Annotated in this window: 20 protein-coding genes and 1 tRNA gene; 10 read left to right on the top strand and 11 right to left on the bottom strand. The window is 72.8% G+C overall.

Annotated elements, in window-relative coordinates:
- Positions 1-100: 100 nt before the first annotated feature.
- From ACZ6IM_RS11525 to ACZ6IM_RS11515, 3 genes are all read right to left on the bottom strand, one after another.
- Positions 101-931, bottom strand: coding sequence for an SCO1664 family protein (locus ACZ6IM_RS11525; protein ID WP_052837722.1), 831 nt, complete (start codon positions 929-931; stop codon positions 101-103).
- Complete coding sequence (locus tag ACZ6IM_RS11520) at positions 895-1,485, bottom strand: DUF3090 domain-containing protein (protein ID WP_003977160.1); 591 nt, start codon at positions 1,483-1,485, stop codon at positions 895-897. Before ACZ6IM_RS11520 ends, ACZ6IM_RS11525 begins: the two co-directional genes overlap by 37 nt.
- An 85-nt stretch (positions 1,486-1,570) precedes the next feature.
- On the bottom strand, positions 1,571-2,257 hold the full coding sequence (locus tag ACZ6IM_RS11515; RefSeq protein ID WP_052837721.1) for a histidine phosphatase family protein: 687 nt from the start codon (positions 2,255-2,257) through the stop codon (positions 1,571-1,573).
- Between the two features lie 61 nt (positions 2,258-2,318).
- Here ACZ6IM_RS11515 and corA point away from each other — a divergent pair, with 61 nt between their 5' ends.
- Entirely contained in the window at positions 2,319-3,314 is a 996-nt protein-coding gene (gene corA / locus ACZ6IM_RS11510) for a magnesium/cobalt transporter CorA (protein ID WP_052837981.1), read from the top strand.
- Between the two features lie 11 nt (positions 3,315-3,325).
- On the opposite strand, the gene ACZ6IM_RS11505 is transcribed toward corA, so the two are convergent.
- A complete protein-coding gene (locus ACZ6IM_RS11505) occupies positions 3,326-4,114 on the bottom strand; it encodes a hypothetical protein (RefSeq protein ID WP_052837720.1) in 789 nt (262 codons plus the stop codon).
- Between the two features lie 238 nt (positions 4,115-4,352).
- Positions 4,353-5,408: an LLM class F420-dependent oxidoreductase gene (locus ACZ6IM_RS11500; RefSeq protein WP_469556104.1), complete on the bottom strand. Its 1,056-nt coding sequence runs from the start codon at positions 5,406-5,408 to the stop codon at positions 4,353-4,355.
- A 113-nt stretch (positions 5,409-5,521) separates the two neighbouring features.
- On the opposite strand from ACZ6IM_RS11500, the gene ACZ6IM_RS11495 reads away from it, so the two are divergent.
- On the top strand, positions 5,522-6,508 hold the full coding sequence (locus ACZ6IM_RS11495; protein ID WP_469556103.1) for an aldo/keto reductase: 987 nt from the start codon (positions 5,522-5,524) through the stop codon (positions 6,506-6,508).
- Complete coding sequence (locus tag ACZ6IM_RS11490) at positions 6,505-8,748, top strand: helix-hairpin-helix domain-containing protein (protein ID WP_469556100.1); 2,244 nt, start codon at positions 6,505-6,507, stop codon at positions 8,746-8,748. Before ACZ6IM_RS11495 ends, ACZ6IM_RS11490 begins: the two co-directional genes overlap by 4 nt.
- 469 nt (positions 8,749-9,217) lie before the next feature.
- On the opposite strand, the gene ACZ6IM_RS11485 is transcribed toward ACZ6IM_RS11490, so the two are convergent.
- A complete protein-coding gene (locus tag ACZ6IM_RS11485; RefSeq protein ID WP_052837717.1) occupies positions 9,218-9,964 on the bottom strand; it encodes a hypothetical protein in 747 nt (248 codons plus the stop codon).
- A 47-nt stretch (positions 9,965-10,011) separates the two neighbouring features.
- On the opposite strand from ACZ6IM_RS11485, the gene ACZ6IM_RS11480 reads away from it, so the two are divergent.
- Positions 10,012-10,200: a DUF5703 family protein gene (locus tag ACZ6IM_RS11480; RefSeq protein ID WP_003977152.1), complete on the top strand. Its 189-nt coding sequence runs from the start codon at positions 10,012-10,014 to the stop codon at positions 10,198-10,200.
- A gap of 64 nt (positions 10,201-10,264) precedes the next feature.
- On the opposite strand, the gene chpC is transcribed toward ACZ6IM_RS11480, so the two are convergent.
- The 3 genes from chpC to ACZ6IM_RS11465 all read right to left on the bottom strand — a co-directional run bounded on the left by chpC (position 10,265) and on the right by ACZ6IM_RS11465 (position 12,903).
- Complete coding sequence (gene chpC, locus ACZ6IM_RS11475) at positions 10,265-11,035, bottom strand: LAXTG-anchored chaplin ChpC (RefSeq protein ID WP_469556096.1); 771 nt, start codon at positions 11,033-11,035, stop codon at positions 10,265-10,267.
- Between the two features lie 177 nt (positions 11,036-11,212).
- The gene (gene chpH, locus ACZ6IM_RS11470; protein ID WP_003977150.1) at positions 11,213-11,446 is read right to left on the bottom strand and encodes a chaplin ChpH; all 234 of its coding nucleotides are present in this window, start codon (positions 11,444-11,446) and stop codon (positions 11,213-11,215) included.
- A gap of 131 nt (positions 11,447-11,577) precedes the next feature.
- Positions 11,578-12,903, bottom strand: coding sequence for a M20/M25/M40 family metallo-hydrolase (locus ACZ6IM_RS11465; protein WP_052837715.1), 1,326 nt, complete (start codon positions 12,901-12,903; stop codon positions 11,578-11,580).
- Positions 12,904-13,076: 173 nt separating this feature from the next.
- Here ACZ6IM_RS11465 and ACZ6IM_RS11460 point away from each other — a divergent pair.
- Both ACZ6IM_RS11460 and ACZ6IM_RS11455 read left to right on the top strand, forming a co-directional pair.
- Positions 13,077-13,164, top strand: a tRNA-Leu gene (locus ACZ6IM_RS11460).
- A 53-nt stretch (positions 13,165-13,217) separates the two neighbouring features.
- Entirely contained in the window at positions 13,218-13,592 is a 375-nt protein-coding gene (locus ACZ6IM_RS11455) for a YchJ family protein (protein ID WP_469556093.1), read from the top strand.
- 30 nt (positions 13,593-13,622) lie between these two features.
- On the opposite strand, the gene ACZ6IM_RS11450 is transcribed toward ACZ6IM_RS11455, so the two are convergent.
- Complete coding sequence (locus tag ACZ6IM_RS11450) at positions 13,623-14,324, bottom strand: FadR/GntR family transcriptional regulator (RefSeq protein WP_030187728.1); 702 nt, start codon at positions 14,322-14,324, stop codon at positions 13,623-13,625.
- A 137-nt stretch (positions 14,325-14,461) separates the two neighbouring features.
- Between ACZ6IM_RS11450 and ACZ6IM_RS11445 the strand changes: the two genes are divergently transcribed.
- The 4 genes from ACZ6IM_RS11445 (at position 14,462) to ACZ6IM_RS11430 (ending at position 18,360) form a co-directional block, all read left to right on the top strand.
- Positions 14,462-14,989 carry a gluconokinase gene (locus tag ACZ6IM_RS11445; protein WP_469556091.1) on the top strand — a complete coding sequence of 176 codons (528 nt, stop codon included), beginning with the start codon at positions 14,462-14,464 and terminating at the stop codon, positions 14,987-14,989.
- 90 nt (positions 14,990-15,079) lie between these two features.
- Complete coding sequence (locus ACZ6IM_RS11440; RefSeq protein ID WP_052837714.1) at positions 15,080-16,477, top strand: GntP family permease; 1,398 nt, start codon at positions 15,080-15,082, stop codon at positions 16,475-16,477.
- A 51-nt stretch (positions 16,478-16,528) separates the two neighbouring features.
- Positions 16,529-17,290, top strand: a complete 762-nt coding sequence (locus ACZ6IM_RS11435; RefSeq protein ID WP_469556088.1) for an SDR family oxidoreductase — start codon at positions 16,529-16,531, stop codon at positions 17,288-17,290.
- A 29-nt stretch (positions 17,291-17,319) separates the two neighbouring features.
- Entirely contained in the window at positions 17,320-18,360 is a 1,041-nt protein-coding gene (locus ACZ6IM_RS11430; RefSeq protein ID WP_469556401.1) for an L-idonate 5-dehydrogenase, read from the top strand.
- 65 nt (positions 18,361-18,425) lie between these two features.
- On the opposite strand, the gene ACZ6IM_RS11425 is transcribed toward ACZ6IM_RS11430, so the two are convergent.
- Positions 18,426-19,964: an APC family permease gene (locus tag ACZ6IM_RS11425; protein ID WP_469556085.1), complete on the bottom strand. Its 1,539-nt coding sequence runs from the start codon at positions 19,962-19,964 to the stop codon at positions 18,426-18,428.
- Between the last annotated feature and the right edge of the window lie 10 nt (positions 19,965-19,974).

Below are 19,974 nucleotides of genomic sequence, written 5' to 3'. Positions count from 1 at the left end.
ACCGGACGGATGTTCCGTACACGAACCGGACCGGTCCGGATGGCCGGTAAGGCGCTCTTGCGCGGTACCGGCCATTGTGCTGATCAAGGCCTCCGGGTCCTCACACGGGCGGCCAGGGGATGGCCGGCCACTCGCCGCTCGGTTCGGGGTGCTTGCCGGAGGCCAGCAGGGCGTCGACCCGCGCGCGCGTGGCGTCGAGTTCGGCGGGGGTGATGAGCGCGGCGAGCCGGGTCGCCAGGGTGCCGCCGTCCTTCAGCGCCGCTTTGAGGACGTCCAGCGCCTCCAGGGCCTCTCCGGTCAGCGGGTCGCCCGCCCAGCCCCACAGGAGGGTGCGGAGCTTGTTCTCGACGTTGAAGGTGACGCCGTGGTCGATGCCGTACAGCCGCTCCCCCGCCGCGGGCAGCAGGTGGCCGCCCTTGCGGTCGGCGTTGTTGATCACGGCGTCGAGTACGGCGAGCCGGCGCAGCCGTTCGTCGTCGGCGTGCACGAGCAGCGCGGTGCGGCCCTCGCCGACCTCGGCGAGGGCGATTCCCTTCCAGCCGGGACCGGGTTCCTCCTCGTCCACCAGGGCGAGCAGTTCCGTCTCCGGCACCGTCTCGATCCACAGCTGGACCATGCCCTCGCCGTACGGGCCGTCGCGCAGCACGGTGGGCGGGACCAGGCCCCAGCCGGTGGCCTCGGAGACCTCGTAGGCGGCGACCTCGCGCTGGGCGAGGGTGCCGTCGGGGAAGTCCCACAGCGGGCGCTCGCCGGCGACCGGCTTGTAGACGCAGGCCGCCTCGCGTCCCTCGTGCGTCACCGTGCAGTACAGCGCCGCGTTGGACGCGTCACGGATGCGTCCGCGTACGGTCAGTTCGCCCAGGGCGAGCAACTCGGCCGCCGCCGCGTCGGTGGTCACGCTCCGCGGCGGTATCCGTTCTGGCGCGGACATACGTGTCCTTCCGGGTCGAGCGGGAGGCTGCACAGCGGGCACGGCGGCCGCCCGGCGTTGACGACGTCGAGGGCGCGCTTGGCGAAGGCCCTGGCCTGCGCGCCGGTGAGGCGGACCCGCAGCATCGGCGGGCCGTTCTCCTCGTCCTGGAGGAGCCGTTCCTCCGCCTCCGCCAGGTCCTCCTCGGACTCGGCGTCCAGCTCCACGAGGGCCTGCGCCTCGACGATCATGCGCTGGTCCTCACCGTCCCAGGCCAGCGCCATGGTGCCGACCCTGAACTCCTCCTCGACGGGGGTGTCCAGCGGCGCCGTGTCGGCGGGCCCGGTGGGTGCCGTGGCGGGGACGACGGTGCTGCCGCCGCTGCGCCGTACGACTTCGTCCAGAAGCTCGTCCATGCGCTCGGCGAGGGCGGCGACCTGGGTCTTCTCCAGGGCCACGCTGGTCACCCGGGAGCCGGCGGAGGCCTGGAGGAAGAACGTACGGCGCCCGGGCAGCCCGACCGTACCGGCCACGAAACGTTCCGGTTGGTCGTAGAGGAACACCTGACGGGACACGTCCTGTCTCCATGGAAGTCGGGGAAAGCGGAAGATCGGGATCGGGGGCACAGCCGCGACCGGTTCACCCTACTGCGGCGGACGATCACGGTGCGCCCGCACCACCCCCGACCGGGGCCTCGTCACCGGACGGCTCCTCGCGCGGGGCCAGGGAGGCGAAGTCACCGGTGTCGCCGAGGCGGACGAGGAACGGGCGCAGCCGGGTGTAGCGGATCGCGGTGACGGAGCAGGGTTCGACGGAGATCCGCTGGAAGAGGTCGAGGTGGAGGCCGAGTGCCTCGGCGACCAGGGACTTGATGATGTCGCCGTGGGAGCACATGAGGTAGACGGCGTCGGCGCCGTGGTCGCGCTCCACGCGCGCGTTCCACTCGCGTACGGCCTCGGCGGCGCGGGTCTGCATGGCGCGCATCGACTCGCCGCCGGGGAAGGCCGCGGCGGAGGGGTGCGCCTGCACCACCTCCATCAGGGGCTCGTCCTTGAGTTCGGCGAGCTTGCGGCCGGACCAGTCGCCGTAGTGGCACTCCCCGATCCGTTCGTCGGTGTGGGGCCGCAGTTCGGGGCGGGCGTCGAGCAGCGGCCTGATCGTCTCCTGGCAGCGCTGGAGCGGGCTGGTGACGATCTCGGAGAGCGGCAGGCCGGCGAGCCGCCCGGGGAGCGCGGCGGCCTGCGCGGCGCCGCGCTCGTCGAGGGCGACGCCGGGCGTCCAGCCGGCGAGCAACCCCTCGGTGTTGGCGGTGGAACGTCCGTGCCTAACGAGGATCAGCGTGGGCATGCGGCCAGGGTAGGCGTACGGCGCGGAACAGGGGCGCCGGGTCGAGGGGAGAATGGGTTCGGTGATCGTCGACTGCGCCATCTACCGGGACGGGCACCGCACGGACGGGCCCGAGGACTTCTCCGACGCGCTCGGTGAGGCGCGGGAGGCCGGCGGCTTCGTCTGGATCGGCCTGCACGAGCCGACGGAGAAGGAGTTCGAGCTGGTCAGCCAGGAGTTCGGGCTGCATCCGCTGGCGGTGGAGGACGCCCTCAAGGCGCATCAGCGGCCCAAGCTGGAGGTGTACGACGACTCGCTCTTCGCCGTCCTCAAACCGGTGGTGTACGAGCCGGACAGCGACGCCGTCTCCACCGGCGAGCTGATGATCTTCCTGGGGGACGCCTTCGCGGTCGTCGTCCGGCACGGCGAGGGCTCTCCGCTGAAGGCCGTGCGGCAGCGTCTGGAGCACGAACCGGAACTCCTCGGCAAGGGCCCCACCGCGGTGCTCTACGCGATCGCGGACGCCACCGTCGACCACTACCTGGACGTGGCGGTCGAGCTCCAGACCGACCTGGAGGAGCTGGAGGCGGAGGTCTTCTCGCCGGACGGCGGCGGTTCCCGGCACACCGCGTCGCGGATCTACACGTTCAAGCGGCAGGTGCTGGAGTTCCGGCGGGCGACCGGTCCGCTCGCGCCGCCGCTGTCCCGGCTCGCGGGGACGGGCGCGTACGGCGGCGGTGTGCCGTTCGTGAACGACAGGGCGCGGCCGTTCTTCCGGGACGTGAGCGACCACCTCACGCGTGTGAACGAGTCGGTGGAGAGCCTGGACCGGCTGGTCTCGGACATCCTGTCGGCGCACCTGGCGCAGACGAGCGTCCGGCAGAACGACGACATGCGGAAGATCTCCGCGTGGGCCGCCATGGCCGCGGTCCCCACGATGGTCGCGGGGATCTACGGCATGAACTTCGACCACATGCCGGAGCTGCACTGGGTAGGGGGCTATCCGGCGGTGATCGCGCTGATGGCCGTCCTGGAGTGGCTGCTGTACCGGCAGTTCAAGCGCCGGGGCTGGCTGTAGGGGCCGAGGGCTCAGGCGACCTCGGGGGCCGCGGCGGCGGGTCCGCCGAGCGCGTCGCGCCGTTCGGGCGCCCGCAGCGTCACCATGCGCCGCCAGCCGGCCAGCCGCTCGGCGGCGTACATCGCGTGGATGCCCGCCGCGAGCAGCGCCGACCTGGCGCGGGACCAGCCGAGCAGGCGCCCCATGCGGGCCATCACGGCGAGGCTGACGTCACGGTGGACGCGGATCTCGGCGTGCGCGCACTCGCGCAGGGTGCGCCGGATGTACGGGCCGTGCCCGGCGGCGGCGTAGCGCAGCAGTTCCTCGTGGGAGTAGGCGAGGTGGTTGTCCTCGTCGGCCGAGATCATCCGGACCGCCCGGCCGAGGTCGGGGTGGTCCGCGAAGTACTTGACGAGCATCGCCATCTGCTCGGCCGCGCGCTGCTCGGTGACCCTGCTGTGGGCGAGGTAGGTGATGATGTCCCGCACCGTGAGGGGCTGCTCCGCCTTGAGCTTCTCGTGGGCGAGGCCGATGCCGTGCCGCTCCAGGAGCATCGTGTAGTCGGTCTCGGGCGGTACTTCGACGGGTTCGAGGCCGCGCTTCTTCAGCAGGGCGTTGAAGATCCGGCCGTGCTTGTCCTCGTCGGCGCCGTGCCGGGTGATCTTGGGGGCGAGGGCGCGTTCGCTCTCCGGCACCAGCGCCGCGATGCGCGCGTTCTCCCAGCCGCCCTGGGTCTCGCCGCTGGCCGCGATGGAGCAGAAGAGACGGAACGACTCGTCGTTGTCGAGGATCTCCTGGAAAAGGCTCTTGGCCGAAAGCATCGGGGGCACCTCTCTGCCGCTGCGTGGTCCGCGGGTTCCGCACACTCCGCAGTGCACGAGTCAAGTGCGGGCGAGAGGTCACGGCAACAGGTGCGGCGGACGGCTCCGCCGAAAGAGGGACGGCCGGGAACGGCCGGAGGCGTAACCCCGCGCGCGTGGGCGCGTTGTTCCCCGTGACGGCCGTGGCGGGGAAGACCCCCGAGCCCCCACCACGGCCGCAGAACTTCCTCGGCGGTGCCTACGCCAGTCCGGCGCGCTCCAGGGCCTCGGTGCCCGCGCGGAGCGCCGCGAGCCGCTCGTCCAGGGTGAAGCCCGCGGGGGCGAGGGTCAGGGTGGTGACACCGGCCGCGGCGTACGCCTTCATCCGGTCCGCGATGCGGTCGACGGAGCCGAGCAGGGTCGTCTGGTCGATCAGCTCGTGCGGTACGGCCCCGGCGGCGCCCTGTTTGTCGCCGGAGAGGTACTTGTCCTGGATCTCCGCGGCTTCCCGCTCGTACCCCATGCGCTGGGCGAGCTGGTTGTAGAAGTTCTGCTTGCGGCTGCCCATGCCGCCGACGTACAGCGCGGTGTAGGGGCGGAAGGTGTCGGCGAGGGCGGGGACCTCCTTGTCGTCGCCGAGGGCGAGCGGCAGGGTCGGACACACGTCGAACCCGTCGAGGGTCTTGCCGGCCTTCTCGCGTCCGGCGCGCAGGTGCTTGACGGCGGTCTCCTCCAGGTGGTCGGCGGAGGGGAAGATGAGCAGGGCGCCGTCGGCGATCTCGCCGGTCTGCTCCAGGTTCTTCGGGCCGATCGCGGCGATGTACAGCGGGATGTGCTCGCGCTCGGGGTGCACGGTCAGCTTGATCGGCTTGCCGGGGCCGCCGGGCAGCGGCAGCGTCCAGTGCTGCCCCTCGTAGGACAGCCGCTCACGGGTCATCGCCTTGCGCACGATCTCGACGTACTCGCGGGTGCGGGCGAGGGGCTTGTCGAACTTGACGCCGTACCAGCCCTCGGAGACCTGCGGTCCCGACACGCCGAGGCCGAGACGGAAGCGGCCCTTGGACAGGGAGTCCAGGGTGGCGGCGGTCATCGCGGTCATCGCGGGCTGGCGGGCCGGGATCTGGAAGATGGCCGAGCCCACGTCGATGCGCTCGGTCTGGGCGGCGACCCAGGTCAGCACGGTGGCCGCGTCGGAGCCGTAGGCCTCGGCGGCCCAGCACACGGCGTATCCGAGCCGGTCGGCCTCCTGGGCGACGGCCAGGTTGTCCGCGTCCATTCCGGCACCCCAGTAGCCGAGGTTGATCCCGAGCTGCATGGCCGATTCCCCTTACCGATCAGTAACGTGGCTGGTGCCCCGACCTTAGCGCGCGGAATTCGGTTGTCCACAGGCCCCCACAGCACAAGCCGTGGCCAGTAATGTCGGCGTTCATGGAGCAGAGGCATCTCGGCCGCACCGGCCTGCGCGTGTCCCGCATCGGTCTCGGCACCCTGACCTGGGGCCGGGACACGGACGAGCATGACGCCGCGGACCTCTTGAAGACCTTCTGGGAGGCGGGCGGGACGCTCGTCGACACCGCGGACGTCTACGGCGACGGCGAGTCGGAGTACCTGCTCGGCCGCCTCATGGAGGGCCTGGTGCCGCGCCGGGACCTGGTGATCTCGACCAAGGCCGGCAGCGTTCCGGATCCCGACCGCCGCTTCGACGGTTCGCGCGCCCATCTGCTCTCCGCACTGGACGCCTCCCTCGCCCGCCTGGGCACGGACCACGTCGACGTGTGGCACCTGCACGCCTTCGACCCGCACACCCCGCTGGAGGAGACGCTGCACGCCCTCGACGTGGCGGTCAGCAGCGGCCGGGCGCGCTACGCGGGGGTCTCCAACTTCTGCGGCTGGCAGCTGGCCAAGGCGGCGACCTGGCAGCTCGCGGCGCCCGGTGTGCGCAACCGGATGGCGAGCACCCAGATGGAGTACTCGCTGCTCCAGCGGGGCGTCGAGCGGGAGGTGCTGCCGGCCGCCCTGGACCTGGGCGTCGGGCTGCTGCCCTCGTCCCCGCTGGGCCGCGGAGTGCTCACCGGCAAGTACCGCAAGGACGCCACGCCGCCGGACTCGCGGGGCGCCTCGGACCATCTGGCCCCGTTCGTCGAGCCCTACCTCGACGACGCGGCCGGGCACATCGTGGACGCGGTGGCGACGGCGGCGGACGGACTCGCGGTGACCCCGCTCCAGGTGGCGCTGGCCTGGGTCCGCGACCGGCCCGGGGTGGTCGCCCCGATCATCGGCCCTCGCAACGCGCAGCAGCTCACGGCGGCGTTGTCAGTGGAGACCCTTAGTCTTCCTGACGAGATCTGCCGGGCGCTCGACGACGTGTCGGCGCCCGTGCACCGCTATCCCGATCACGACTGGAGCACGCTGTGAGCACGGAGCCCGAGCCCGCCACCGAGGACACCACGGACGCCGTGGACACCGGGCCGGAGACCCCGGGCACCACGCAGGCGGCGGAGTCCGCCCCCGGCACGCGCTCGGGTGAGCCCGCCGGGGACGGGCCGGACTCCGGGGACGCGGACGGGGCGGCCGCGCGGGTGTCCGAGGTCGAGGCCGAGCTGGCCGCCCAGCGGATCGAGCGGGAGCGGATCGAGCGGCGGAAGGCCGAGAAGCAGGGGCCGATCGCCGCCGGGGGCAAGCTCAGCGGCACGGCGGCCGATCTGCTGGCCGCCGTGCGCGCCGTGGAGAGCGGTGAGAAGCCGGCGGCCGCGGTCTTCGGCGACCCCGAGCCCGTGCGCCGCCCCGCGCCGGAGCCGGCGCGCCCGCCCCGGCCGGCGCCCGCCGAGCGGGCCACCGCAGCCGCAGGGCCCGCGGGGCCGGCACCGGAGACCGTGGAGTCGGTGCGGCGCGTACTGGCGGAGGGCGGCGCCCCCGAAGCGCTCGCGCCGCAGACCGCGGCGCTCCTCGGTGAGGGCGCGGGGGACGCGCTGCGCGCGGACCCCTGGCAGTTGCTCCAGGTCGCCGGGGTGCGGCCGGAGCAGGCCGACGGGTTCGCCCGCGCGCTGCTCGGCGCCGAGTGCGGGCCGGACGACGAGCGTCGCGGCCGTGCCGTCACCGTGTGGCTCCTGGAGCAGGCGGCCCTGGCCGGGCACACCGCGCTGGAGCTGCCGCGGCTCACCGCCACGCTGGCCCAGCGCGGCGTGCCGGATCCCGACGCGGCCGTGCAGAGCACCCTCGCGGAGGGCGAGGCACTCGCCTTCCAGGACGCCCTGGACGAGCCGGACGCCCGCCCGGAGCGCGCGGCGAGCGGTGCGGAGGGCACGGAGGCGGAGGGCGGGGAAGGCGGCGAGGAGCGTCCCGTCCGGGTGCTGATCGGTCTGGAGCGGTACGCGCTCGCCGAGGAGAGCCTCGCCGACGGGCTGGCCCGGCTGGTCAACTCGGCGCCCAAACAGGACGGCTCCGCGGCGGACTGGGAGCAGGCGGCCGCCTCCGCGCAGGGCTCCGGGGGCGAACTGATCCGCGCCGTCGCGGGCCACGGGCTGGTCCTGCACACCGGTGGCGAGGCGTCCCTGGCCGAGCCCGCCGCCCTGCTGCGCGCGGCGCACGCCCTGGGCCTGCGGGCCTGGGCCGCCGCGCCCGGCCCGCTCGGCCGCGACCGCTTCGCCGCCCTGCTCGGCGCCCCGTCGGCCGAGCCGCCCTCCTCGGGACCGGCCGCTCCCGCCGCCGTCACCGTGGCCGGGCTGCTGACCGGCGACGAGGGGCCGGGGCGGGACGCCGACGGGGCGCTGGACCTCGACCTGCTCGTCGTGCTCGACGCGCCGCAGCTCGACGTCGAGGCGGGCGCCCTGCTCGCGGAGTCGCTGCCGGACGGCGCCCGGCTGGTGCTGGCCGGGGACCCGGCGGTGCTCTGGTCCGTGGGCCCCGGGCGGGTCTTCGCGGACCTGCTGGCGGCACGGGTCTGCCCCCAGGTCGCCTCGCGGCGCCCGGACCCCGGTCCGCTCGGCGAGCTGGTCTCCGGCATCGGCGTCGGGGAGCTGAGCCAAGTGGAGGCGCCCGGCAAGGAGGTCGTGATCGTGCCGGTGCGGGACGCGGGCGAGGCCGTGCACCGCACTGTCCAGCTCATGGCGGACTCGGTGCCGCGCGCGATCGGCGTCCCGGCCGAGGAGACCCAGGTGATCACGCCGGGCCACGGCGGTGCCGCGGGCACGCGGGCGCTCAACGCCGCGCTGAAGGAACGCCTCAACCCCGGCCCCGGCCGCTTCGGCGGCTTCGACCCCGGTGACCGGGTCGTCCACACCCCCGCGCCGGGCCGGGTGCTGCCGGGCCGGGTGGTCACGGCCGACGCCGAGGGTCTGCACCTGTCGTGCGCGGGCGGAACGGTGGTCGTGCCCAGGGACCGGGTGGAGGGGTCCGTACGGCACGGCTGGGCGCTGACCGCCCACCAGGCGCTGGGCGGCCGCTGGCCCGCGGTGGTCGTGGTGCTGCCCGGCGATGCCGTGCAGGCCCTCAGCCGTCCCTGGATCTACACGGCGTTCGGCCGGGCCGCCCGGCACCTGTCCGTGGTGCACGGCGTGGAGCAGGCCCTTCCCCGCGCCGTGGCGGAGATCCCGGCCAAGCCCCGCACCACCCGCCTGCCGGTACTGCTGGCCCCCCAGATCCCGGTCACCGACTGACCGACGGGCACCCGGCCCGGCCAGGTCACGCACGACCTGGCCGCCGGGCTCCCCGAAGACCACCTGCCGCCGGCAGCCGCGCCCGTCTGCCACCCGCCCGACCGCCCGGTGGCCCAGGAGCCCGGCAGGGAGGCGGCACTGTCCCGAGCGTGGCCGACGGCCCGGTCGAGACCGCCCACGGCCCGGGCAACGGGACTGATCGCGCCGCCGATACCGGCCGCCGACCGACCACGGGCACCCCGCACCCGGCGCAATCCCGCCGGACGCAGCGGGGGCACCGCGCTCGCGGCATCGCCGGGCCCCGGCCAAGGCCGCCCCGGGTGGCTACGAGTGCGCAGGGCGGGCGGGTCGGGCCCGACCGGCCTGGCGCCCGGGTCGGGTCGCCGCGACGGCCGGCTGTCGTCGGGGGCTTCCCGTGACCGCCGTCACCCAGCCGTCGGGCCGGTCGGCGTGGCGTGGCCCGTGCCGCTCAGCGGTCCGCCTCCAGTCGTGCCGGTTCGCCGTCCTCGTCGAGGTCGGTGTCGAGGTCCGGGTCCAGGTCGGTGTCGAGGTCCTCGTCCAGGTCCGCCAGGTCGGCTTCGCCGTCCTCACCGTCCTCGTCGTCGCCGTCGTCAAACTCCTCGTCGAAGACCGCGCTGACGTCGAAACGGCAGACCACCCGCTGCGGGTCGACCTGCTCGAACGGAGCCTCCAGCCACTCGCCGGGCTCGGCACTCTCGTCCGCGGCCGTCACCCAGAGCGTGGAGTCGCCCTCCTCAAGACCGAACTCCTTGTGCCGGGAGGCGATCTCGTCCGGCTCGAACTCGCCGAACAGGAGGCCGAGCGCACCGTGCACCGTGCCCGAGGCCTCCCTGCCGGGCCCCTCCTCGTCCGCCGCCTCGACCCGCCTGGCCTGGGCCATCAGCCGCTGCGGCTCGGCCACCGAGTAGTCGCGGCGGATCAGGACACTCAGCGCGCTGGGTTCCTCGGGGCCCGTGTACGGCGGCAGCGTGTCCTCGCCGGGGATCTCGAAGGGTGTGACCTCGTCGTACCGGTCGTAGAGCAGTTCGTCGTACGCCTCGGCGGCCGCGGCCAGCTCGTTGAACGCGTCGTAGACGGCCGGGTCTTCCTCCCCCGACCGGCGTTCGACCGCGGCAAGGTGGCGGTCGAGCGCGGTCTTGACCGCCTCGGCGGCGGCGCGTACCTCGGCAGCGGTGGGCTGCGCAGCATCAGACATAGTGCAGACGCTATCCGTACCGGGCCCCAGCCCGCACAATAGATTCGATGCCGGAATACGAATTTGTCGATGTGTACCTACCGCGCGGGGTCACCCGCAAGGAGGCGGCACGTCAGCTGACGGACCATGCCGAGTACGGACACTGGGAGTTGTACCGCCTGACCCTGCTGCGCGACGGCAGCCGCAAGGTGCGGTTGCGGCGGCGGATCATCCGCCAGGTGCGCGCCACCTGGTGACGGCGGTGGAGACGGAGCGGGCCCCGCCGGTGCGGAGCCCGCTGCGTGTGCCGGTGCGCCCGTCTCACGCCGAGGCGCGCGCCTTGCGGTAGAGCACCGTGCCCGCGAGCAGCGCGCCGGCGCCCACCGGCAGGGCGAGGCCCAGCGGCAGGTCGCTGCCGGTCTCGGCGAGCGCCGCGTCGCCGGCGGGCTGGGCGACGGTCTGGGTGCCCGGCTGGTTGCCCTCCGTGGAGTCGCCCGGCGTTTCGCCCTCCGGTCCGGACGGCTTGTCCGGAGTGTCGGACTTGTCGGGGTTATCCGGCTTCTCCGGAGGCGTCTCGTGGTCGCCGGGCGGCGTCGAGTGGCCTCCGCCCCCGTTGGCGCACTCGTTGCCGGTGGCCGGGTTGAGGAGACCGACGACGTCGATGCTGTTGCCGCACACGTTCACGGGCACGTCGATCGGCACCTCGACGTGGTTGCCGGAGCCGACGCCCGGCGAGTCCGTGGTGTGGCCGCCCGCCTGGGAGCCCCCGTGCGAGCCTTCGTGCGACCCGTCGTGGCTCCCGGAGTCGCCGTATCCGCCCGAGCCGCCGTGTCCGCCGGAGGCACCGCCGCCCTGGTTGGCGCACGCGTTGCCCATCGCCGGGTTGAGGATGCCGACCACGTCCACCGTGTTGCCGCAGACGTTCACCGGCACGTGCACCGGGGCCTGCACCGTGTTGCCGGACAGAACGCCGGGTGAACCCGAACTCGAGCCGTGCGCTCCCGAGTCCGCGTGGGCGGCACCGCCCGCGGCGGCGATCACTCCGGTGGCCGCCGCCATCGTCATCAGGCCCTTGCGGGTGACCTGTCGCATTTCCTGAATCCCTGCCTTGTCTGGTCCCGTGGTACCGAGAATGCCGAGAGTGCCGTAACTCCGGCGTCGCTGTCGTTCCTCCGCCTCGAATGTCCCCCGAAAGGCCGTCGGCCCCGGAGCGCATGGCGTGCACTCCGGGGCCGGCGGAATCAGACCCTCACGGGGCGAGGCCCAACGTCACTTGTTGATGCAGACGTTGCCGAAGGCGGGGTTCAGCAGACCGATCACGGAGATCGTGTTGCCGCAGACGTTCACCGGCACGTGCACGGGGACCTGAACGACGTTGCCGGAAAGGACGCCGGGCGAGTGCACGGCGGCACCCTGGGCCCCGGAGTCGGCGACGGCCATGCCCGCGCCCGCGAGAACCAGACCACCGGTGGCAGCCGCGGCGGCGACGACCTTCTTGAGCATTGTTCCTCCTAGTTGGCAAACGCGATCCCAAATTGCCGATCGCATCACCTGTAACGAGGAGGGAGTAATGAGGCTACGAGCTTATGAGCGCATTCACTCGTCCCGGTCGCCCCCCGCACGCACGGGCGAATTCAGGACGCGTCGATGAAGCGGTCGAGCACTCGCACGCCGAACTGGAGTCCCTCCACCGGCACCCGCTCGTCAACGCCGTGGAACATGCCCGCGAAGTCCAGCTCCGGGGGCAGCTTGAGCGGCGCGAAGCCGAAGCCCCGGATGCCGAGTTCGTCGAAGGACTTGGCGTCCGTGCCGCCGGAGAGCATGTAGGGGACCGCCTTCGCGGCCGGGTCCTCGGCCACCAGGGCGGACTGCATCGCGTCGACCAGCGCTCCGTCGAAGGTCGTCTCGACGGCCTTGTTGGCGTGCACGTCCTCGCGCCGCACGTGCGGTCCGAGGATCCGGTCGACGTCGGCGAGGAACTCCTCCTCGTATCCGGGCAGGAAGCGCCCGTCGACGTGCGCGGTGGCCTCGCCGGGGATGACGTTGACCTTGTAACCCGCGCCCAGCTGGGTCGGGTTGGCGGTGTTGCTCAGGGTCGCGCCGATGAGCTTGGCGATGCCGCCGAGCTTGGCGAGGGTGCCCTCCATGTTCTCCGGGTCCAGCTCGGTGCCGAGCGCGTCGCCCAGTTCGTCGAGGAAGGCCCGGGTCGTCTTGGTGACCCGGACGGGGAACTTGTGCCGGCCCAGGCGTGCGACGGCCTCGGACAGCTCCGTGATGGCATTGTCGCGGTGGATCATCGACCCGTGCCCCGCGGTGCCGGCCACCGTCAGCTTCATCCAGTGGATGCCCTTCTCGGCCGTCTGGATCAGGTACAGGCGGCGCTGCTCGCTCACGGTGAAGGAGAAGCCGCCCACCTCGCTGATCGCCTCGGTGACGCCCTCGAAGAGGTCGGGGTGGTGGTCCACGAGGTGACGGGCGCCGTACGTGCCGCCGGCCTCCTCGTCGGCGAGGAACGCCAGCACGATGTCCCGCGGGGGCTTGCGCCCGCTGCGCAGCCGGTCGCGGACGACCGCGAGGGTCATCGCGTCCATGTCCTTCATGTCGACGGCGCCGCGCCCCCACACGCAGCCGTCGGCGATCTCCCCGGAGAAGGGGTGGTGGGTCCAGTCGTCCGCGTTGGCCGGGACGACGTCGGTGTGGCCGTGGATGAGCAGCGCGGGCCGGGACGGGTCCTCGCCCTCGATCCGGGCCACCGTGGAGGCGCGTCCGGGGTGGGACTCGAAGATCTTCGGTTCGAGTCCCACCTCGGCGAGCTTCTCGGCGACGTACTCGGCGGCCTTCCGCTCGCCCGGCCCCGAGTGGTCGCCGTAGTTGCTGGTGTCGATCCGGATCAGCTCGCGGCAGAGGTCGACGACCTCTTCCTCGCCGGTGACGCTCCTGGCCGTGCCCGAGTCGCTCACGTGGTTCCTCCCGCTGTCACTGCCGATGTCAGTGCCGATGTCACTGCTGGTGGGTCCCCCTCATCCTCCTCCCTGGGCCGTCCGGGCCCAAGGAGGGGGTGATCGGCCACCCCGGAAAGCCTGGTAATGTTTACGTCGTCGCCAAGGGGGATACCCCGCGCGACAGACACCTTGTCCGGGTGGCGGAATGGCAGACGCGCTAGCTTGAGGTGCTAGTGCCCTTTATCGGGCGTGGGGGTTCAAGTCCCCCCTCGGACACCAGCTGAAACCCCTGCTGAGCAGGGGTTTTCTGCTTTTCCTCTACAGTGGTCGCCATGACCAGCCCCTCCTGCCCCTGCGGGCGGCCCGAGCCGTACGCGAGGTGCTGTGGCCGTTTCCACGCCGGGACCGCCGCCGCGCCGAGCGCCGAGGCCCTGATGCGCTCGCGCTACAGCGCCTTCGTGAAGGGGGACGCGGGCTACCTGCTGCGCACCTGGCACCCAGGGACACGCCCCGCGCGGCTCGATCTCGACCCGGGCATGCGGTGGACCGGCCTGGAGATCCTGGACACGGCCGACGGTTCCGCCTTCCACGCCTCCGGCACCGTGACGTTCCGGGCGTCCTACCGCGGTGGCTCACTGCACGAGCGGAGCCGCTTCGAGCGGGTGGACGGGGCGTGGGTGTACGTGGACGGGGAGTTCCTCGACTGACCTCTCCCCCCGTGCCTCTCCCCGGGCGCCCTACGGTGCCAGGATGTCCAGCTCCTGGAGCGCGCCCTCGGTGATCTCCCGGGTCAGGCGCTCCGCGCGCTCCGCGTCCCGGGCGCGGACCGCCTCGGCGACCTGGACGTGCAGGGTGACGGCGGCCGGGTCGGGGTCCTCGAACATCACGTCGTGATGGGTGCGGCCGGCCAGCACCTCAGCGACGACGCCGCCGAGGCGGGCGAACATCTCGTTGCCGGAGGCGGTGAGGATGACGCGGTGGAAGGCCACGTCGTGGAAGAGGTATTCCTCCAGCCGGTGGCCGCGTGAGTTGGCGACCATGCCGAGCGCGCACTCGGTCAGTTCGGCGCACTGCTCCGCCGTGGCGTGCCGCGCGGCCAGGCCCGCCGCCACCGGTTCGACGGCCGACCTGAGCACGGTCAGGGAGCGCAGCTGCCGGGGGCGTTCGGAGCCGGCCAGGCGCCAGCGGATGACCTGCGGGTCGTAGACGTTCCACTCGCACTCGGGCAGGACGGTGACGCCGACGCGGCGGCGCGACTCGACGAGGTGCATGGACTCCAGCACCCGGACCGCCTCCCGCATCACGGAGCGCGACACCTCGAACCGCTGCGCGAGCTCGTCCGTGCGCAGAACACTGCCCGCGGGGTATGCGCCCGCTGTGATCGCGGGGCCGAGGGTGTCCAGTACGCGGCCGTGCAGCCCCCGGCCCGGTGTGCTCATGCACTCAGCGTACGGGGCACGTCACCAGAACAAAAAGTCAGACTTATATGTCACAGCCTCTTGAATTCGTCGTACCTAATGAGTTTCAGTTGCGTCGACATCAGGTGTCGACGAAGACAGCAGACAGCGAGAGTGCGATGCAGCAACTGCACACCCCCCACGTGGTCGTGGTCATGGGCGTCGCGGGCACCGGGAAGACCACCATCGGTCCCCTGCTCGCGGCCCGGCTCGGCGTTCCCTACGCCGAGGGCGACGACTTCCACCCACCGGCCAACATCGCCAAGATGACGGCCGGCACCCCGCTCACCGACGAGGACCGCTGGCCCTGGCTGGACGCCATCGGCGGCTGGGCGCACGGGCGTGCCGGGCTCGGTGGGGTGGTGAGCAGTTCGGCGCTGAAGCGGTCGTACCGCGACCGGCTGCGGGCCGCCGCTCCCGGTGTCGTCTTCGTGCACCTCACGGGCAGCCGTGAATTGATCGAGGACCGGATGTCGCACCGGCAGGGCCACTTCATGCCGACGGCCCTGCTCGACTCCCAGTTCGCCACGCTCCAGTCGCTGGAGCCGGACGAGGCGGGAGTCGCGGTGGACGTCGCCGGCACCCCCGAGGAGATCACCGAGCGGGCGGTCGACGCCCTGAAGGACCTTCCCGAGCCGGTCCGGTAACCCCCCGCACCCACTCCCCCGGGGCCGTGCCGCCGTCCACGCGTGCGGCCCCGAACTCCCCCCAATCCCCATCACCGCAAGGGAACCACCGTGACCAGACTCAGCGTCGAGATGCTGGCAGCGGACCCCGTCGAGCCGATCACCTCGGCGGGCCACGCCCAGCTGGGCATCGCCGTGCTCCTGGGCATCGCCGTCATCGTCCTGCTCATCACCAAGTTCAAGCTGCACGCCTTCCTGTCGCTGACCATCGGGTCACTGGCGCTCGGCGCGTTCGCCGGCGCGCCCCTGGACAAGGTCATCACCAGCTTCACCGCCGGGCTCGGCTCCACCGTCGCGGGCGTCGGCGTCCTGATCGCCCTCGGCGCGATCCTCGGCAAGATGCTCGCCGACTCCGGCGGCGCCGACCAGATCGTGGACACCATCCTCGCCAAGGCCACGCCCCGCTCGATGCCGTGGACGATGGTGCTGATCGCCTCGGTCATCGGACTGCCGCTGTTCTTCGAGGTCGGCATCGTCCTCCTGATCCCGGTCGTGCTCATGGTCGCCAAGCGCGGCAACTACTCGCTGATGCGGATCGGCATCCCGGCCCTGGCCGGCCTGTCCGTGATGCACGGTCTGGTCCCGCCGCACCCCGGCCCGCTGGTCGCCATCGACGCGGTGGACGCCAACCTCGGTGTGACCCTGGCGCTGGGCGTGCTGATCGCGATCCCGACGGTGATCATCGCCGGTCCGGTCTTCTCGAAGTACGCGGCCCGCTGGGTGGACGTCCCGGCCCCCGACCGCATGATCCCGCAGCGCGCCTCCGAGACGCTGGACAAGCGTCCCGGCTTCGGCGCCACGCTGTCCACGATCCTGCTGCCGGTCGTGCTGATGCTGCTCAAGGCCCTGGTCGACATCATCGTCGACGACCCGGAGAACGGGGTGCAGCGCGCCTTCGACGTCATCGGCAACCCGCTGATCGCCCTGCTGGTCTCCGTGCTCGTCGGCATCTTCACGCTGCTGCGGCCCGCCGGGTTCGGCAAGGACCGCCTCTCCGGCCTGGTCGAGAAGGGGCTGGCGCCCATCGCCGGCATCCTCCTGATCGTCGGCGCGGGCGGCGGCTTCAAGCAGACGCTGATCGACTCCGGTGTGGGCCAGATGATCCTGGAGATCTCCAAGGACTGGTCGATCCCGGCGCTGCTGCTGGCCTGGCTGATCGCGGTGGCGATCCGGCTGGCGACCGGTTCGGCGACGGTGGCGACCGTCTCGGCGGCCGGTCTGGTCGCGCCGCTCGCGGCCGACATGTCGACCGCGCACACCGCCCTGCTGGTCCTGGCCATCGGCGCCGGCTCGCTGTTCTTCAGCCACGTCAACGACGCCGGCTTCTGGCTGGTGAAGGAGTACTTCGGGCTGAACGTCGGCCAGACCATCAAGACCTGGTCCGTGATGGAGACGATCATCTCGGTGGTCGCCGGTGCCCTGGTGCTGCTGTTGTCCCTGGTCATATAGCCGGCCACACAACCGCACCACGCACCAGCCGGAAGGAACGGAAGTACGACGATGACGGCCCACCCCCTCTTCGACATCGGCGGGCGCACCGCCCTGGTGACCGGCTCCAGCCGGGGCATCGGACTGGCGCTGGCCCGGGGCCTCGCGGAGGCCGGCTGCCGGGTGATCCTGAACGGACGCGACGGCGACCGTCTCGCGAAGGCCGCCGCCGGGCTGCCCGGCGAGGTCCACACGGCGGTGTTCGACGTGACCGACGGTCCGTCCGTGGCCGCCGGGATCGCGGAGGCCGAGGAGCGGGTGGGGCCGCTCGACATCCTGGTCAACAACGCCGGGATGCAACTGCGGGCACCCCTGCTGGAGTTCGCGGACGCGGACTGGCACCGCGTCCTGGACACCAACCTCACCAGCGCCTTCCTGGTGGGCCGGGAGGCCGCCCGCCGGATGACGGAACGCGGCCACGGCAAGATCGTGAACATCTGCTCGCTGCAGAGCGAGGTGGTCCGCCCGGGCATCGCGCCCTACGCGGCCACCAAGGGCGCGCTGAAGATGCTGACCAAGGGCATGTGCGCCGACTGGGGCCCGCTCGGCGTCCAGGTCAACGGGCTGGGCCCCGGCTACATCGAGACCGAGCTGACCCGGCCGCTCGTCGAGGACGAGGAGTTCAGCGCCTGGGTGCGCGGCCGCACTCCGGCTGGCCGCTGGGGCCGTACCGAGGACCTGGTGGGCGGGCTGCTGTTCCTCGCCTCGCCCGCCGCGGACTTCGTCGGCGGACAGATCCTGTACGTCGACGGCGGAATGACGAGCGTCCTGTGAGCGCCGGGGAGGGTGCCGCGGGGGCCGTCGTGCCGGGTTGTGTGATCCACGGCGCGGGCGACCTGCGGGTCGAGGACGTGCCCGTCCCCCGCCCGGGCCCGGGTGAGGCGCTGGTCGCCGTGCGCTACGGCGGGGTGTGCGGCTCCGACCTGCACTACTGGCGGCACGGCGGCGTCGGCGACTTCCGCCTGCGCGAGCCGATGCTGCTCGGGCACGAGGTGGTCGGCACGGTCGTGGCGTACGGCTCCCCGGACACCCGCGGTCCGGCGGCCGGCACGTCCGTCGCCGTGCACCCGGCGACCCCGTGCGGGGTGTGCCCGGAGTGCGTGGACGGGCGGCGCAATGTCTGCCGGGACACCCGGTACCTGGGCAGCGCGGCCCGCTTCCCGCACGTCCAGGGCGGCTTCGCGGGGCGGATCGTCGTCCCCGCCGGGCAGCTGCGGCCCCTCCCGGCCGGCCTCGGTCCGCGCCGCGCCGCCCTCGCCGAGCCGCTCTCCGTCGCCCTGCACGCGGTGGGCCGGGCCGGTGACCTGGCCGGGCGTCAGGTGCTGGTCACCGGGGCCGGGCCGATCGGCTGCCTGGTGGTCGCGGCGGCGAAGGCGGCGGGCGCGGCCCACGTGACGGTGACGGACCTGCTGCCCGCGGCCCTGGAGTACGCGCGGGCCGCCGGTGCCGACACCCTCGTACGGGCGGACGACCCGGGCGACCCCGGTTGGCCGGTGGACGTCGACGCGGCGATCGAGGCCTCCGGGGTGGCCGCGGGGCTCGACACCTGCTTGCGGCAGGTGCGGCGCGGCGGCGTGGTCGTCCAGCTCGGCATGCTGCCCCCGGGGCAGAGTCCGTTCGCGGGGAACCTGCTGGTGAGCCGGGAGATCGAGCTGCGCGGGGCGTTCCGTTTCGACGGCGAGTTCGACGCGGCGCTGCGCCTGCTCGCGGCCGAGCCCGCGTTCGACGCGCTGGTCAGCGCGGTGGTGCCGGTACGGGACGCGGCGTCGGCGTTCGACCTGGCCGCGGACCGGAGCCGGTCGTGCAAGGTGCTGCTGGACTTCGGCGCGGCCCCGGCCGCCTGAGCGGTTTGGGGCCGGGGCCCGGACGCGCGTCCGGGCCCCGGCCCTCCCTCTTTCCCGGACCGGTGTCAGGAGGAGGAGGCCTTGTCCAGCTGGAACGCCTCGTTGCCCTGGCCGATGCGGGCGTGCCGCTCGGGGGCGCGGGAGCGCAGGAGCAGGCCCTGCACCACGCCGGCGACCGCGGCGAGGCCGATGATGCCGGGCAGCGCCCAGCTGAGGGCGGAGCCGGGTCCCGCGCCGACGAGGACGTCGAAGTCCTTGACCGTGTAGCCGGCGATCACCAGCAGTGCGAGGCCCGCGACGGTGGAGGTGGCCAGGCGCACGCCCTGGGCCCCGGCGGCGCCGCGCCGGACGAAGAAGGCCACCACGGAGAACGAGGCGGCGGCCATCAGCACGATCACGCCGAGGGCCCCGATGTTGCCGCCCCAGGTGAACAGGTGCAGTACGGGCTCGGTCGGGTCGCCGTGCGGCTTGTCGTCGGCGATCGCGAAGCCGATGACGACGACCGCGGACACGGCGGTCTGGAGCAGCGAGCCGGTACCGGGCGCGCCGCTGGTGCCGCTGGTCCGCCCGAAGGCGGCGGGCAGCAGCCCCTCGCGCCCCATGGCGAAGGCGTACCGGGCGACGACGTTGTGGAAACTCAGCAGCGCGGCGAACATGCCGGTGACGAACAGGACGTGCAGCACGTCGGTGAAGGTGCCGCCGAGCCGTGACTCGGTCAGGAAGAAGAGCAGTCCGGCGCTCTGTTCCTGCGCGGTGCCGACGATCCTGTCGGGGCCGGTGGCCACGGTCAGGGCCCAGCTGCTGAGCGCGAAGAAGACGGCGACCCCGCCGACCGCCAGGAACATGACACGCGGAACCAGCACGTGCGGCCGGCTGGTCTCCTCGGCGTACACCGGCGCCTGCTCGAAGCCGAGGAAGGCGGCGATGCAGAAGCAGAGCGCGGTGCCGACCCCGGCGCCGGTCAGGGTGTCCGGGTTGAAGGCGTGCAGCGACAGTCCCTGCGCCCCCGGGTCGGCGACGGCGGCGATGTCGAACGCCACCACGAGCGCGACCTCGATGAGCAGCAGGACGCCCAGCACGCGCGCGTTGACGTCGATCTTCAGCCAGCCCAGCGCGCCGACCGCGAGGACGGCCAGCAGGGCCGGGATCCACCAGGCCACGTCGAGGTCGGCGTAGGTGGACAGCAGGCCGGAGACCTCGAAGCCGAAGATGCCGTAGATGCCGACCTGGAGGGCGTTGTAGGCGACCAGCGCGACCAGGGCGGCGCCCGCGCCGGCGGTGCCGCCCAGTCCGCGGGAGATGTAGGCGTAGAAGGCGCCCGCGTTGTGGACGTGCCGGCTCATCTCGGCGTACCCGACGCTGAACAGGATCAGCACCACGCCCAGCAGCACGAAGAGCAGCGGCTGTCCGACGATGCCCATGACCGCGAAGGTGGTGGGCATCACGCCCGCGACCACCATCAGCGGGGCGGTGGCGGCGAGCACGGACAGCAGCAGCCCGCCCGTGCCCAGCCGGTCGGCGCGCAGGGCGCGCTCCTCGCCCTTGAAGGTGCTGATGGCGCCACCGCTCGCGGATCTGCTCGTGCTCGAACTGTCCGTGGTCATCGCAGGACGT

It is taken from the genome of Streptomyces sp. NPDC042336 (assembly GCF_055581985.1).
This window is presented reverse-complemented; position numbering and strand designations above follow the sequence as displayed.